The organism is Acidaminococcus sp. AM05-11, assembly GCF_003472805.1.
GTDB classification, from domain to species: domain Bacteria; phylum Bacillota; class Negativicutes; order Acidaminococcales; family Acidaminococcaceae; genus Acidaminococcus; species Acidaminococcus hominis.
Genome location: NZ_QRMX01000012.1, coordinates 1 through 16017, shown reverse-complemented (window position 1 = coordinate 16017; position 16017 = coordinate 1). Strand labels below are relative to the sequence as shown.

Genomic DNA, 16017 nt, shown 5'->3' with positions numbered 1-16017 from the left:
CTTTTCTAGCAGTCTAACTTACAGAATGTTTTCTGCGTAATCCTTATACAGTTTTTCCAATTCTTCCATTTTCTTGTCCATAGCCAGCTGCAAATCGGAAGCCTTGTCATAGTCGCCTTCGGTCAGGGCTTTGGACAATTGGGTGAACATGGATACGTTGGTATCGGTGTTCTTGGCAATGATAACCCGCAGTTCCTGGACTCTCTGCCACATACCGTCATCCCAGGCAGTGCTGCCTTCGGTGGTTTCGTGCAGGGGTTTCATGCTGGCAATTCTGTTTCTGTAATCCGGAATGATGTGGGTCAGCAGTTCGGTCTTCCATCTGATCAAAGCGCCTTCCTCGAAGGATTTCAGATACAGCGGTTTCAGAATATCGCCTTGGGTCAGCACGGCTACCTTTTCCGGATAAGCATCAAAGGCTTTCATGTTTTCCCAAACGGTTGCAGGCGGTTTGCCAAAGTATTGATCCCGTTCTTCCGGGGTAAAGTCTTCGAACACATCGTCTTCAGAACGATAGGCTCTGTCTTTTTCCAGGTAGAAGCCTTCTTCCCCAGCAGTCTTGGACAGTTCCTTTTCCAGTTCCTTGGTGGACTTGCCGGAAGCCAGGGCAGCCTTGATGCCGTCCAGGGCAGCCAGGTAGAAGCCAGCCAGGGCCAGGTAGGTGTTGGTGAAGGGGTTGGGAGCACGCATTTCCACACGGGTAGCCTTGGGATTGTCGATATCCCGGATCAGGCCGGCCAGGATGGTTCTGTTACGGGAAGGAACATCCGGAGCCTTGCCGATGGAGGTTACGATGCAGATAGGAGCTTCAAAGCCAGGTCTCAGTCGTTTGAAAGCATCGGTGGTGCAGGAAACGATGGGGTTCAGCACTTCGTAGTTCTTCAAAAGACCCATCAGGGCGCCAAAGCCGATGGCGGACAGGAAGTCAGCCTTCATATCGGAGGGGCTCATGATATTCACGAATTTGCCGTCCTTCAGGATGGCGCCGAAACCAACGTGGGTGTGTTCGCCGCTGCCGGCAACGCCCACAATGGGTTTGGCCAGGAAGGATACTTCCAGGCCGTTAGCACGGAAGATTTCCTTAACCAGGGTACGTACCAGAATTTCGTTATCGGCGCATTGCAGGCCGGTGGAGAATTTCCAGTCGATTTCCAGCTGTTCGTTAACGTGGGTCATGTTGCCGTTGGCATCCAGTTGACCTCTTACGCCGCCCACTTCTTTGTGGCCCATTTCCGGTTCCAGGCCATAGTAGCCCAGCACTTCAACGGCTTGTTCCAAAGCGGTACGCACGTTGCCGCGGGTACGGGCCCAGTATTGTTCCTGCATGATCTGGGAGGAAGACAGGGCAGTTTTGTCCACGTCTTCGGTAGGAGTCTTGACCCAGAATTCCAATTCGGTAGCGCTGGTAAAGGTTACCTTTTCTACGTCCTTGGGATCAAAGGCCAGACCAGGAACCGTGCCGGCAGCCAGCATGGCTTTGTGGATTTCGCTGGAAACGTATTCCAGGGATTTTTTCAGCAGGTAACGGGAATCCACGAATTCACCGTTGTGCAGCAGGAAGCAAGGTACACGCAGGGTGCCCACCAGTTTGCCGGTTTCAGCATCCACGTGTTCAATATTGTAGTCAACGAACCAGTTTACGGACAGGTCAGCAACCATATCTACACGGGCATCGTTCAGGGAAGCAACGCCGGGCAGTACTACGGAAGAACCGTCGGTTTGGGCCGTATGGCTGTACAGCATGGTTTCCATATCATCCAGCAGCAGGGAAATAGGCACCTTTTCATCCGTATCGTTGCCGGCAAAGTCAATGCCCATGAAAGATACGAATTTGATTTCAGGATGATTATTCAGCAGAATACGCAAAGTTTCCGGTGTCAATTCACTGGGTTTAATCACATAAAGCAGGTCGTCTTGATACATGTTGGTTTTATACATGTTTGATTTCCCCTTTCCCTCTTTGGCCCATTGGCTAGCATGCTCAGATTCATTTGAGCGGGTTGAACGGGTGGTCCCGTCCTTTGTTATTTTCTTTTAAGTACTTCTGAATTACATGGCTTATTATAGCACACCGCTTTTCATTAAGCTAGTAGGAAAAGCAATTTTTTCGAACTTTTTTCTTTCTTATTTTCTCTATGTTCGTAAATTCTTGTCTATTTCCTGAATTTGTCGGTGTTTCAGAGTCATTTGTCCTTCTAAAAAATGAATTTTCCGAACAATACATGGTTTCCCATGGCTAACTATTCCCGTCTTCCGCCGTCAGCTCTTCACTTTCCCTGGGCCTGGCGGTAATGGGCCAGGGCATCCCGGTAGGCGGCCAGGATGGCCCTGCTGGAAGAACCGTAGTACCGGTCCTGTATTTCTGCCTCCAGGAAGGCTGCATCTTTTTCCAGAAAATGGTGCATAAATATGTTTTTCACGAATTTCCGGGTCAGCTCCAGGGTGGCGTTGCAGTCCACATCCAGGATTTCCCCGGTACCGGCCGCTACCTCAAAGGCCAGGTAGAAGGTCCCGTAGATCCGGGTAATGGCGTTGTCCGAGGTGGTCCGGGCTTCCCCGGTAAAGTACAGGGTGCGCTGCTTTGGCGCCGGTTTTTCTGCCATGGTCTAGGCCTCCCCTTCCGTAATGTGGTCATAGACCAGTTTGCCAAGGGTGCCCAGGGTCCGCTTGCCCGTCAGGCTGTCCGGTTGCTGCTGGGTCAGGACGGCCAGAATATAGGGATGGTCCGGCAGGAGAAAAATGCCGCAGTCATTTTCCACGCCCTTGAGGTCCCCGCATTTGTGGGCCAGGGGCACGTCTTCCGGCAGGTACCGCTGGAGCCGGTCCCCCTGCTGCTGCCGCTTGAGCATTTCCAGCATGGTTTTGCTTGCGTGGGGACTTACCAGAGTGCCTTCGTAGATGCCCCGGAGAAGAAGCACCAGGTCGTCGGCGCAGGTCCAGTTATCCCGGCCGGCGTCCCGGGCTGCGCTGTCCATCATTTTCCGGCCCAGGTGGGTGGCGGTGAGCCCCAGGTCCTCTCCCAGCTGGTTCACCTTGTCCATGCCCACCCGGTCAAGGAGCAGGTTTGCCGCCTCGTTGTCGCTAACGATGATCATCAGGGTACAGAGCTCTTTCAGGGTAAAGGTATGGCCGGACAGGAGTTCCTTCAGGATACCGTCCCCGCCGGTGCGTTTTTCGGCAGTCAGGGTCACCCCTTCCGCCAGAGACAGGCTGCCTTCTTCCGCCTGACGAAAAACTTCTGCCAATACCAGCAGCTTAATGGTACTGGCAGACAAAACGGCACAGCTTCCCCAACAGAGAAGCCGTGCCGCAATTTTTCGTCGTAGAAGCTAAGGGTAACCTGACCGCTGCTGTTTTGGCACAGGGCTTCCAAAGAAGCCTGCCACTTGGTTTGCTGGTTCAAGTTTCCTTCCTCCTTAGGACATCATTTTTAAAACATAACCGCAGAACAGACCGGCAAAGTTCCCGATGGCGGCCCCCAAAATGCCCATAAGCACGCCGATGCCTGCATAGGAAGCATCATAGGCAGAAGCCACAATGGGAGCAGACGCTGCCCCGCCGATATTGGCCAGGGAAGCGGTGGAAACCATGCACAGATCCCAATGGAAGAGCTTGGACAGGCCAAACATCAGCACCACGTGAACCACCAGGATAAAGAAGCCGTACACCACCCACATGGGAGCGGCCAGCAGGTCCAGCACCGAAGCGGTGGAAGCCAAAAGGGAAACCACGGCGTACAGGTACACGCTGGACAGTTCTTCCACGGCGGGCACCTTGCCCAGCGGGGTCATGGCGCAGATCAGGCCCAACACCGTCACAAACAGGGTGGTCATGGTGCCTTTATCAAACATGGCAAGGCCCACACTCTTTAAAAGGGTGTTCAGGTTGGCGCCCACGGTTTGGGAAAGAGCAGAAACCAGCAGGGACACGCCAATCAGGAAAATCCAGTCGGCAGAGGTGGCCTTCTTCTTTTCCTTGGCGACTTCGGCAGCGGCAGCATCGGCCACAGCCTGGAGCTTGGAGGTGTCCGCCTGGGTGGCGGCGTTCCAGCGATTGGCATAGCGCACCCCCAGGAGCAGCAGGGCAATCCACACGGAATAGCACACGGTATCCAGGGCCAGGGCGCAGCTGTAGGCGCCGGCGTCCACCGGCAGGGCTGCCTGCATGGCCGCCATATTGGCGGAACCGCCCACCCAGGAAGCGTACAGGGCCGCTACCGCACCCCAGGTATCATTGCCCAGGAAGCCTTTAAAAATCGGATAGCCTACAATAAAACCCACAAACAGGGTCACCGAGCAGCCCAGGAAGATGGCTACCATCCGGCCGCCCAGTTTGGCCAGCTTCCGGAAGTCGCAGCGCAGCAGCATAACAAAGATCATGGCGTACAGCAGGTTGTTCTTCAGCGCTTTGTAGGCTTCAGAAACGCCCTTGGAATTGTACAGGCCCATGGTGCAGAAGATCATGTTCAGCACGTAGATCCAGACCAGGGGAGGAACAATGGAGAAAATCTTCCACTTGGAATATTTTTCCAGGGCCAGCAAGGCGCCGGCCAGAAACATCAGAAAGGCAATATACGTAAAACCACTGGTGATTACCATACAAATTCCCCCTTTTTCACACCCCTATTAGTCGTCCAGATACTGGATACCTTCAATGCCCCGGATGCCCAGACCCGGTTCATCAGCCACGGTAATTTCTTTTTCGTTAAATACGGCGCCGCCCAGCACCGGGTCCTCAGAGCACAGCACCGGCCCGTCCAGGTCCACCTTGGTGATAATCTGCCGGGCGCAGGCCAGATGCACGGCTGCGTTGACGCTGACCTTGGCTTCCAGCATACAGCCGATCATGCACTCCACCCCGCTGACCTCTGCCAGGGTGGCAATCTTTAGGGCATTGGTGAGCCCGCCGCATTTCATCAGTTTGATGTTAATCAGGTCCGCCGCCTGGAGCTGGACGATTTTCAGGGCATCTTCCACGGAGAAGACGCTTTCGTCAGCCAGGACAGGCACGTAGGAACGGTCGGTGACGTACTTCAAGCCTTCCAGGTCGTGGGCCTTTACCGGCTGTTCCACCAGCTCAATGTCCAGGCCCCGTTCCTGCATCTGGTTCAGCAGTTTCACTGCCTGCTTGGGGGACCAGGCCTGGTTGGCGTCAATGCGGATCCGGGGTTTGTCCCCCACCGCTGCCCGGATGGCGGAAAGCCGCTCCACGTCCAGGGACGGGTCGATGCCCACTTTTACCTTCAGGGTATCGTAGCCCCGCTCCACAGCGTTGACTGCGTCCCGGGCCATTTCTTCCGGGGAATTCACGCTGATGGTCAGGTCGGTGATAATCTGGTTGCGGCTGGCCCCCAGCATCCGGTACACGGGGATTCCGTATCTCTTGCCGTACAGGTCCCACAGAGCAATGTCCGCAGCCGCTTTGGCGCTGCTGTTTTTCACAATGCACTTCTGCACATCCCGGGTGAGATTCTCGAAATCCTCCACGTCCCGGCCCACCAGGGTCTTAATGATGTGGTCCTGGAAAGCGCCGATAATGGCCCCGGTGGTATCCCCGGTAATGGCTCCTGTGGGAGGCGCTTCCCCGTAGCCTACCTCGCCGGTATCGGTGTGGATTTCCACGATGATATCTTCCACGCTGTTTACTTGCCGCAGGGCAGTTTTAAAGGGCACCCGCAGCGGTACAGAAATACGGCCCAGCCGTACTTTGGTGATTTTCATGTTTCTCAGCCCCCTTTTGCAGAACTTGCTTGCTGTTTTTTATTTGGCCAGCCGATACAGGGTTTCCGCGTAAAACTTGGCGTTCAGCACCAATTTGTCGATTTCCCAGCATTCGTTGGGCAGATGTTCCCGCACGGTGTCCCCTGGGAAAATAGGACCAAAGGCTACAATGTGGGGGATGGATTTGGCGTAGGTGCCCCCGCCAATGCAGATGGTCTTGGGTTCAAAATCGGTCATTTCCCCGTACACGCCCAGCATGGTCTGGATGTAGTCGGTTTTGGGATCCACGTACAGGGCCTGCTTGTGGAATTCCGAAACTTTGGTGAAGCCGTTCTTCCGGAATTTATTGTCCAGCTGGGGAGCGCATTCGGCGTAGGTATGGGTTACCGGGTAGCGGTAGTTGATTTTCACCGTCAGGCCCTTGTCGTCCCCATCAATGACACCCAGGTTAAAGGACAGCCGGCCGGAGGCATTGTCCCGCAGGTCGATGCCCAGGGAAACCCCGTGAACCTCCAGGCCAATCTTTTCGCCCAGGAAGTTCATCACCTGGTGCAGTTCCCCAATCAGGGGCAGCCGGGACAGGGACAGCAGCAGCCGGCCAATGGCGTTTTCGCCCTTTTCCGGAGAGGCGCCGTGGGCCTGTACGCCCTGGGCGGTGATAACCAGGCCCGGTTCTTTTAATTCATAGGTCACCTTGGGATCCAGGTGGCCAAAGCTTTCAATGACTTGTTTGCCCAGTTCCGGGGTGCAGGACAGCTCGGCCACAGCCAGGGCCGGCACTACGTTATAGGCAGAACCCCCGTGAATTTTCACCAGTTTCAGGGGACCGTACTGCTGATAGCCTACCTGGTATTCCACGTTGATGATGCCTTTTTCCCCGTTGATGACCGGGTATTCCCCATCAGGCGTAAAGCCGCAGACAGGCACTTCCCCGCCTTTTTCCAGGTAATGGACCATATCCTGGCTGCCAGTTTCTTCGTTGGTGCCAAAGAGGATACGGATCCGGCGCTTCAGGGGCAGACCGCTTTCCTTCAGGGCCTTCAGGGCATACAGGGCGGAAGTGGTGGGGCCTTTGTCGTCCAGGGCGCCCCGGCCGTACACATTGCCGTCAGCCACCCGGCCGCTGAAGGGATCTTCGTCCCAGCCGTCACCGGCGGGTACCACGTCCAAATGGCCCAGCACCGCTACCATTTCCTTGCCGGTGCCGTATTCGCACCAGCCCATATAGTTGTCCACGTTTTGGGTCTTGAAGCCCATTTTTTCCGCTTCGCCCAGCATAAATTCCAGGGCCTTGGCGGGGCCTTCCCCAAAAGGTTTGCCGGGAGCGGCCTCACCTTGCACGCTGTTGATCTGTACTGCCTTGGACAGCGTTTCCACCATTTCCTCTTTGTTTTTGTCTACCAGTTCTGCCAATTCCATTGTGCGGTCTCCCCTTCACTGTGAAACTCGCTGCTGCATGAAAAAAGCCCAGCAAAAAATACGGGTTTCCCCTCCATTTCCTGCTGGGTCTCCAGATGCTTCCTGCGCTATTGGCCATAGCCCACACACCAAGAAACAGCAACGGTTCTATACTATAGTATTAGTTTACTCTCCTGTTTCTTGCTCTGTCAACGCACTTTTCCATTTTCGTTACATTTTTCCCTACAGCGCTCTCAAACAAGGATTATTGTGTATCGATTGAACACTTGCAGCCAAAAAGCCCCGCCTACCTTCTCCCAACGGAGTGCAGAACGGGGCTTCTTTTCTTGCGATACAGTTGTGCAGGCGCTTACAGGCGTTCTTCGATAGCCACTACGGCAGCCCGGATGCAGTCATCGCAGGGACACAGGACTTTGCCCGTGCCTACGCCTTTCAGGTCACAGCAGGCAGTGGCACCGGTTTCAGCCTTAAATTCATCTACTACGTCCTTCATGATGAATTTGGTGGGCTTGTCCGTATGGTTCAGCAGGCCCATAACAATACCTGCGCCTACCAAAGCGCCGCAGGTAGCTTCCAAGCCGCCCATGCCGGAACCGAACCCGGAACCCAGGGCTTTCAGTTCTTCAGCGGACTTGCCGATTTCATCCTGGAAGGCCAGGAGAACGGCTTGGGCACAGTTGTTGGCAGTATGTTTGTAATTGACAGCCATTTCGGCTTTTTTACTGGTTTTCATTGTGGTAAGACTCCCCTCTATATGGTGCCTATCATTATAGACGCTTTGCCCCTAAAGCACAAGCAGGACGGAGAAAAGTTCCCCGTCCTGCCGCAAATACGCTTTTGTTGGTTAACACAAGTCTTACAGAATGCCAGGGGGCAGCGCCGTGCCTACGCCCGGCCCAATGGGAACGCCCAGGGCCATCCAGGCAATCATAAAGAGGATCCAGATGAACTGCAGAATCACGGCCAAGGGAATCAGGTTGGAAATAAAGGTCCCCACGGTTACGTTGGGATCGTATTTTTCCTGGGCCACGCTGAGCATCATCCACAGATAGGGCATCATGGGGGTGAAGCTGTTGCCCGGGGAGTCCCCCAGCCGGTACAGCAGCTGGGCAAAGGCCGGATGGTAGCCCAGCAGCATGAACATGGGCACAAAAATGGGAGCAAAAATGGCCCATTTGGCAGAGCCCGAGGACATGAAAATATTAACGAAGGCGCACACCAGCACAAAGGTCACGCACAGGGGAATGCCCGTAAAGCCAGCGCTTTTCAGAAAATCCGCCCCGGAAATGGCCAGCAGGGTACCCAGATGGGTCCAGTTGAACAACCCCTGGAACTGGCCGCAGAAGAAGCAGAACACCACGTAGGAACCCATAGCTGCCATCTGTTTGACCATGGCGTTATTGATGCTGCGGACATCCTTGAATTTCCCTACCGTAATGCCGTAGGCAATCCCCGCCAGGCTCATGAGCCCAAAGAGAATGGGAATCATGCCCTTCAGCAGCAGGGAACCCACCAGGGAACCGTTCTTGGACAGTACGCCGCTGAAAAAGCCGGCCGCAATAAGGGCACAATAGGCCAGGGTCACCAGGCCGGCGTTGCGCATCCCCCGTTTTTCTTCCTGGGTAACTTCCTGAACCCCTTCCAGGTCCTTGGCTTCGTACTTGCCAAAGCGGGGTTCCACCAGCACCTTGGAGAAATAGCCCAACACCCAGGAAACCAGGAAGGTGGATACAAACATAAAGTACCAGTTGCAGGTCACGTCCACCACAAAGGAGCTGTTGCCCAAAAAGGCTTCAATGGCCTGGTTGGTCATGCCCTGAAGCAGGGAATCCGTCCCGGCAATCAGCAGGTTGGCGGTAAAGCCGGCGTTGGAACCGGCGTAGCCCACAATCATGCCCACCAGGGGATTCTTCCCCACCCCGATGTACACCAGGGCTGCCAGAGGCGGAATCACCACTGCGGCCGTATCGGAGGCGATGTTGCCCATCACCCCTACAAAAGCCACCAGGTAGGGCACAATGCCGGGCGGCACGTTGTGCATACTCCGGCGCAGCAGGCTGATGAGCAGCCCGGATTCCTCACAAAAGCCAATGGCCAGGGTCATGGTGATCACAAGGCCCAGGGGCGCAAAGCCCGAGAAGTTGCTGACCAAATGGGTCAAAAGCCAAGTTACCCCGTCCTTGGAAAACAGGTTCTGGGACATGACCAGCTTCCCGGTTGCAGGGTTTTCCAGGGCCACTCCGGAAGCCGTAAGACCTGCGCCAATGAACGCTGTAATCAAAAACAAAATGCAAAACAGGATGGCCGGCGGGGGCAGCTTGGCACAAACCCGCTCCACTCCATTCAAAAACCGGTCCACCCAAGGGGTCTTGGGTGACGCTTTTCCTTCTGCCATACCCCATTCCTCTTTTCCCTGTAGATTTGCACTGCCGTGCTGCGTTACAAATTATGGTGTAACCGTTTTTTACTACTGCTCCTAAAAATGCTTTCCTTGCTCCTCATCCCAGCTTTCCAAGGACCGGGGTTTGCCAAGGACCATCGCCCAGGCCATACCCTGGCGCAGGCCGCCGGCAAGCAGAGGATTCTGCGGTTTGGGTGCCTGGGGAGCTGCGTCCGCCAGGGGCACCTCCGGGGTTAAGTCCCGGATCTCGTCCTTCAGGTCTTCCTTTAGGGGCTGGATTGTGGGCTTTAGGTCCTCCACCTGCTCCTGCACCGTAGGTGTTACCCGGTGGCCTAAAGGCTCCGTGGCCGCAGCTTCTTCACAGGTAAAGGTACCGGGCTGGGCCGGCTGCCGCTTCACCGGCTGGGGCCCCTTGGGGAAACTGAGCTTGGGCAGCTTAGGCAGCTGCACGCCGCTTCCCGGCTTCTTGGGAGGCCGTTTCCTGGTCCACTGCCCCAAAATCAGAAACCCAATCCAGAGCAGCACAATAATCAGGCCGCTGTCCATAGGCGCCTCCTACTTCACCGGCTGGGAAGGTTTGGGAGCTGCTTCCTGGGAGCCAGCCGTCAGGCCTTCCCGCATTTTGGTATCGGCCAGCAGGTTGTTCAGCCGGTAATAATCCATCACTCCCAGATTCCCCTGCCGCAGGGCCTGGGCCAAAGCCTCGGGTACCTGAGCCTGGGCTTCCACCACCTTGGCCTGCATTTCCTGGGTATAGGCCCGCATTTCCTGCTCTTTGGCCACAGCCATGGCCCGGCGTTCTTCTGCCTTGGCCTGGGCAATATTCTTGTCGGCTTCGGCCTGGTCGGTCATCAGCTGGGCCCCAATGTTCCGGCCCACATCCACGTCGGCGATATCGATAGAGAGAATTTCAAAGGCAGACCCTGCATCCAGGCCCTTGCTGAGCACGGTCCGGGAAATATGGTCCGGATTTTCCAAAACGTCCGTATGCTCCTCGGAGGAACCTACAGTGGTAACAATCCCTTCGCCTACCCGGGCGATAATGGTGGATTCCCCGGCACCGCCTACCAGCCGGTCAATATTGGCCCGCACGGTAACCCGGGCCCGTACCTTCAGCTCAATGCCGTTTTTGGCTACGGCAGAAATCAAGGGCGTTTCAATCACCTTGGGGTTAACGCTCATCTGTACGGCTTCCAGCACGTCCCGGCCAGCCAGGTCGATGGCTGCGGCCCGTTCAAAGGTCAGGGGAATGGCAGCCCGTTCTGCGGCAATCAGGGCATCCACCACCCGGTCCACGTCGCCGCCGGCCAGGTAATGGGCTTCCAGCTGGTCCACATTCACGTCAAGACCGGCCTTGTTGGCCTTCACCAGAGGCAGGATAATCTTGGAGGGAATAACCCGCCGCAGCCGCATCCCCACCAGGGTAAAGATGTGTACGTTGACCCCAGCCGCCATAGCAGAGATCCACAGTCCCAAAGGCACAAAGTGCAGGAACAGGACAATTACCACCAATAAAACAATCACAAAAAAGGAACTACCTAGTAATGCCAGCATCTCAGTTCTCCTTTCGTACTACCGTGCGGCCGCCGGTAACGGCCACCACTTTCACACGGGTCCCCGGTTCGTAAAATTCTCCGTCGGTAACGCAGTCCACCGGTTCCCCGTCAATCATTACCTTGCCTGCGGGCCGCAGCACCGTTTGGGTGATGCCCACCTTGCCCAGCAGGTCTTTCCGTTCCTCACTGCCCTGGTAACCCCGTTCTGCGGTGGAACGCCAGCGCAGGGTCAGCCGCCGGCCCAGCCAGCTTTCCGGCATCAGCCGGATCAGCACGTAGGCGGCAAAAAGCAGCAGCACCAAAGCGATCAGCACCGCTACGGCAGCGGTAGTACCAGCGCCCAGGGAAAAATACAGGGCCCCCAAAAGGCACACCAGCCCTGCGGCTCCAAAGACCCCGAAGCCGGGAATCAGTGCTTCGATGCCCAGGAGGATGGCGCCAAAAACCAATAAATTGATTGCCATAACACCCTCCGTTTCTGCCAGTTTTCTACCTGGCAACAGATTAGATACATTGTACCATATCCCTGTTGCAATGTAGAAGGAAAAACAAATAAAGGAAAGCGAAATTGTTCAGAATTTCCGGGCATTGGAGAAAGCAAAACGAAAAGAAGGACGGCAGGGCCAAGACTCGCCCCACATGAAAACGCCAGGTCAGGTTTCCCCAATCTGGCGTTTTCCCCTAGTTAGCAAACAATAGAAAGAAGTATGCAGTTTTTTAATTCAGGGATTAATCTTTTCCCTGAAGGTTTGGACACCATTCTTCAGTTCGATGATGGTGCCGCCGGTGATGGGATTGTGTTCCTTATCTACGGTGAATTTGCCTGTAGCAATGGGGAAATCCTTCATCTTGGCGATTTCTTCGGCAATCTTGGTGCCGTCAGTGGTGCCGGCTCTCTTAATGGCTTCTGCCGCTACCAGTACGCAGTCATAGGCATGGATGGCGAAGCTGTCCGGTTCGGCATTGTATTTGGCCTTGTAGTCTTTGATGAATTTTTGGATGGTAGGATCCTGGTCCTGGGCAGAATAGGCACTGCTGAAGTAGGTATTGTTCAGGGCATCGGCACCGGCAATTTCTACCAGTTTCGGAGAATCCCAACCATCGGAGCCCAGAATCGGGCAGGTCAGGCCCACTTCACGGGCTTGTTTCACAATCTTGGAAACTTCTTCATAATAGGCCGGCACGTACAGGACGTCCGGATTGGAAGCCTTCAGTTTGGTCAGGGCTGCTTTGAAGTCCTGGTCCTTGGCCAGGAAGGCTTCTTTGGCAACCACTTTACCGCCGCCTGCCTCGAAAGTCTTGGTGAACACGTCCACCAGGCCCTTGGAATAGTCGCTGGAAGAATCAAAATAGATGGCTGCATTCTTCACGTTCAGGCTCTTCAGGGCGAAGGTTGCCATAACCTTGCCTTGGAAAGGATCGGTGAAGCAAGTCCGGAAGATATAGGGACGAACCTTGCCTTGTTCATCCACCGTAATGCCGGGAGCCGTTGCCGTAGGCGCAATCAGGGGGACCTTGGCGTTGGTCACCACCGGGGTAGCTGCCGCCACACAGCCGCTGGTAGCCGGGCCTACAATGACGGCCACCTTATCCTTGGAAATCAGCTTGGTGGCCTGGTTGCCGGATTCGGAAGGCTCGGACTTGTTATCGGCCTGAACAATGGTAATCTTTTTGCCGTTGATGCCGCCTTTGGCATTGATTTCGTCCACGGCCATGGTCATGCCGTTGTAGGCTGATTTGCCGTAGTTGGCCACATTGCCCGTCATTTCGAACAGGGCGCCCATTTTCACTTCGTTGCTGTTGGCGGCCTGCTTTTTATCGCCGCAGCCTGCAAACAGTGTGGCCAGCGCCGTGGTCATGGCCAGTGCACCCACTGCTTTTTTCCATCCTTTCATGCCCAACACCTTCACTTCATTTTGATTTCTTGCCAGGGACCAGTGCTAACGAAAGCCTGTCTAACAAGTTAATGCCTATTATAGCAGGTGTTTCCGATTTTGCAACACTTTATTTTACAAGTTTCTTAAATATTACCCGTATTGTATACCGTATTTATGTATACTTTGTTCTTTATTTGCTTTTTTATGTACTTTTGTCCTTTATATAAATACTTTACCATTATTTTGTCCTGCTTGAATCTACTTCTTTAGTAGAACGATACCCTGTAAGTTCAATAAATTGTTTCCCATGAGTCTAAACAAATAAAATGAGGCAGAAAAAGAAAAATTCCGGCCAGAAAAACTGACCGGAGTTTTTTATTTCAAACGATACAAAATTGTGAAGCACCAAAAACCGCGGACGGGAACAGCCTTCCCCAGCAGGCCCTGGATTCCCCGCCCTAAATCACCCGGCAGGTTTCCCAGCTGCCCTTTTTGTACCGCCAGATAAAAATCAGCCCCCGAATGGTCCAGTCCAGGCACATGGCATAGGCAATGCCCAGAACACCCTGGTGAAGCACCAGGGCAAAAAGGATGGAAAAACACAGCCGGACCCCCAGGGTGGTAAACAGGGACGTGGCCATGGTAAAGTTCACGTCTCCGCAGGCCCGCAGGCCTTTGCCCAAGGGGTCGGCAAAGGGGAATACCAGGGCGCTGAAAATATTGTGGATCAGCACCAGAAGAAGGGTCAGGCTCTTGGTCTGGGGCTCCAGGGCATAAAAGCTCAGCAGCACCGGGGTGGCGGCAAAGACCAGGGCATTCCAGCCAATGGCAAAAAACAGGGTGATTTTCGTCAGCTTATGGAAGTAATAGTCGGCTTGGGCAATGTCCCCTGCACCCATGCACTGGCCAATCACGGTAATGTACACCGGGCCCATGGCAACACAGACCAGGGAAGCCACGGACCAGATGCTTTGGGCCACGCCGTTGGCTGCAATCTGGTAGGTGCCAAACAGTGCCACCACGCTGGACAGGGCCACTTTCACCAGCTGGAAGATGCCACTTTCCACCCCGTTGGGAATGGCAATCCGCAAGATGGTATGCTGCAGGGCACCGTCCAACCGGAAGATCCAGTCTTTCACGTACCACACCGGGTTCACCCGGGAGAAGCACAGGGCTGTCATCACCACTGCGGAAAAGCTCCGGGCCACCAGGGACGGCCAGGCCACCCCGGCAACCCCAGCGTGGAATACGAAGACGCCCAGACAGTTGCCCACCACGTTAATCAGGTTGGCCAAAATGGAAATATACATGGAAGGACGGGTTTTCCCCAAGCTCCGGTACAGGGCCGAGCCTGCATTATAAATGGCCAGGGCCGGGTAGGAATAGGCAGAAATCCGCAAGTAGGTCACGCAGGCCTCCATCACCGCAGGCTCCACCCGGCCAAAAAGCAGAAGCATCAGCCGCTGATTGAACACCAGCACCAGGGCGGAGCTGACCACCGAAAACAGGAGAGAGGCGGTCAGCAGCTGGGACGCAGAGGCCCGTGCCTTGGGCAGGTCCTTCCGCCCAATGTACTGGCTGATGACCACGGCGCCGCCGGCAGCCAGGGCCACAAACAAATTGATAAAAATAACATTAAACGCATTCACCAGGGAAACCCCGGAAACGGCGGCTTCCCCTACGAACCCCACCACAAATACGTCGGCCAGGCCCACCAGAGCCAGCAGCAGCTGTTCCAGGAATAAGGGGATAATCAGATCTCGTAAGGCTTTGTTGGAAAATAACGTGGGTAAGACTCCCTTTCTCCTGCATTTTGGGGCTTGCAGGCCGGCCCGGGGCGGACTGCGCCCTTATCCTATTGTAGCGGCTGGGAGAAAGTATGTTAAATGCCTATCCGATATCTTCTTGCATGCATTTTGCGCATAGAAAAAGCAGGACTGCCAAAACAGCCCTGCCTGAAAAAAGCAGTTTATTTCTTTTCGTCCACGTACCGGATTTCCCCTACAAACACCACGTGGGGTTCCCATTCGCCCTGGGCATTTACCGGGTACGCCGCCGGGTTGGCCTTGTAATATTCCTGGATTTCCGGATCCAGGTCTTCCTTGGCAAACTGGTGCTGGTAAAGCTTATGGCACACAAAGGAAATCTTAGCTTCCTTGTAGCTGAGCCCCCCTTCCGGAAGTTCCACCGGCGTCAGGCCCGCTGCCGCGGCCTTGTCTTCCTTGCGGCCAGAGTGAGAGCCCATATAGCCCAGGGCCTTCTTGTATTCCGGCGGAAAGAAGCTGATGGTAAAGGTATCGGCCTTTTTTAACAGCTCGCAGGTATACCGGGCCGGATGCAGGTAGACCGTGGCCGTGGCGCCGCTTTTCCCTGGACGGGTCCACAGGGTGCCAAAGCTGCCCCAGCCAATGGTGCAGCCATTATTCTTTTCCAGATTGCCTACAGACACCAGCGCCCAGTTTTCCGGGAACATATCCAAAATGGGGTTAAACAGCAGTTTCTAAAAATCATACAAAACCATATAAACATGATTATTGAATATTCCGGGTCAAAATACATCACCAATCCGGTGGTTGGAAATCATGAATCCGGAAATTTGGAAAGCAGATTCCGGTAAAATGGAAATCACTTAATCAAGTCTATGACTTTGCTGCGCTGCTATGCATAATTCAACTTGGAAGCGCACCCCGCTTGACGGATTCTACCAGCCTGTCCATTTCCCGCCAAGGACAAGCGTTGTGCTGGGCATCCTTGACGTGAAATGGACAAGCTGGATCAATTCTGGTTAAGCGGTTGTGTGTTTCTAAGAATTTTCAAAAGAAATTTGAACCCTATCAAGTTTTCAACCTGCAATCAGAATCGCTTTTTTTAATAAGTGATTTCGAAAATTCCGGAAAGTGATTTCCAAAACGCCGGAAAGTGATTCTCGATATTCCGGACTGGTGATTTCCAGTTGTCCGGACGCATGCTTCCCGAGAGCCGGAATATACAATTATTTTGTACAAAATTCAAACAATATAATTGCATTTTGTAATATAATAGTA

The 16017-nt window shown here is 54.4% G+C and carries 14 protein-coding genes; all 14 read right to left on the bottom strand.

Annotation, left to right across the window (positions count from 1 at the left end; genetic code table 11):
- Nucleotides 1–18: 18 nt before the first annotated feature.
- On the bottom strand, nt 19–1923 hold the full coding sequence (locus DW089_RS07255) for a glutamine synthetase (protein ID WP_118287024.1): 1905 nt from the start codon (nt 1921–1923) through the stop codon (nt 19–21).
- 344 nt (nt 1924–2267) lie between these two features.
- Entirely contained in the window at nt 2268–2603 is a 336-nt protein-coding gene (locus tag DW089_RS07250) for a DUF3870 domain-containing protein (RefSeq protein WP_105326067.1), read from the bottom strand.
- Nucleotides 2604–2606: 3 nt separating this feature from the next.
- Nucleotides 2607–3275, bottom strand: coding sequence for a serine hydrolase (locus DW089_RS07245; protein WP_199614665.1), 669 nt, complete (start codon nt 3273–3275; stop codon nt 2607–2609).
- A gap of 141 nt (nt 3276–3416) precedes the next feature.
- The gene (locus tag DW089_RS07240) at nt 3417–4598 is read right to left on the bottom strand and encodes a DUF819 family protein (protein ID WP_105326069.1); all 1182 of its coding nucleotides are present in this window, start codon (nt 4596–4598) and stop codon (nt 3417–3419) included.
- A 27-nt stretch (nt 4599–4625) separates the two neighbouring features.
- On the bottom strand, nt 4626–5720 hold the full coding sequence (locus DW089_RS07235; RefSeq protein WP_118286994.1) for a dipeptide epimerase: 1095 nt from the start codon (nt 5718–5720) through the stop codon (nt 4626–4628).
- A 39-nt stretch (nt 5721–5759) separates the two neighbouring features.
- On the bottom strand, nt 5760–7139 hold the full coding sequence (gene pepV, locus DW089_RS07230; RefSeq protein ID WP_118286993.1) for a dipeptidase PepV: 1380 nt from the start codon (nt 7137–7139) through the stop codon (nt 5760–5762).
- Between the two features lie 349 nt (nt 7140–7488).
- A complete protein-coding gene (locus DW089_RS07225; RefSeq protein WP_105326072.1) occupies nt 7489–7872 on the bottom strand; it encodes a C-GCAxxG-C-C family protein in 384 nt (127 codons plus the stop codon).
- Between the two features lie 123 nt (nt 7873–7995).
- Complete coding sequence (locus DW089_RS07220; protein ID WP_118286992.1) at nt 7996–9534, bottom strand: AbgT family transporter; 1539 nt, start codon at nt 9532–9534, stop codon at nt 7996–7998.
- 81 nt (nt 9535–9615) lie between these two features.
- Nucleotides 9616–10086 (bottom strand): hypothetical protein, encoded by a 471-nt coding sequence (locus DW089_RS07215; protein ID WP_105326074.1) that lies wholly within the window; start codon nt 10084–10086, stop codon nt 9616–9618.
- Between the two features lie 9 nt (nt 10087–10095).
- Nucleotides 10096–11094 (bottom strand): flotillin-like protein FloA, encoded by a 999-nt coding sequence (gene floA, locus DW089_RS07210; RefSeq protein WP_105326075.1) that lies wholly within the window; start codon nt 11092–11094, stop codon nt 10096–10098.
- A 1-nt stretch (nt 11095) separates the two neighbouring features.
- Nucleotides 11096–11560 (bottom strand): NfeD family protein, encoded by a 465-nt coding sequence (locus tag DW089_RS07205; RefSeq protein ID WP_118286991.1) that lies wholly within the window; start codon nt 11558–11560, stop codon nt 11096–11098.
- 258 nt (nt 11561–11818) lie between these two features.
- Entirely contained in the window at nt 11819–12991 is a 1173-nt protein-coding gene (locus DW089_RS07200; RefSeq protein WP_105326077.1) for an ABC transporter substrate-binding protein, read from the bottom strand.
- 440 nt (nt 12992–13431) lie between these two features.
- Nucleotides 13432–14799, bottom strand: a complete 1368-nt coding sequence (locus DW089_RS07195) for an MATE family efflux transporter (RefSeq protein WP_118286990.1) — start codon at nt 14797–14799, stop codon at nt 13432–13434.
- Nucleotides 14800–14942: 143 nt separating this feature from the next.
- Entirely contained in the window at nt 14943–15446 is a 504-nt protein-coding gene (locus DW089_RS07190; protein WP_118286989.1) for a flavin reductase, read from the bottom strand.
- Nucleotides 15447–16017: the final 571 nt, after the last annotated feature.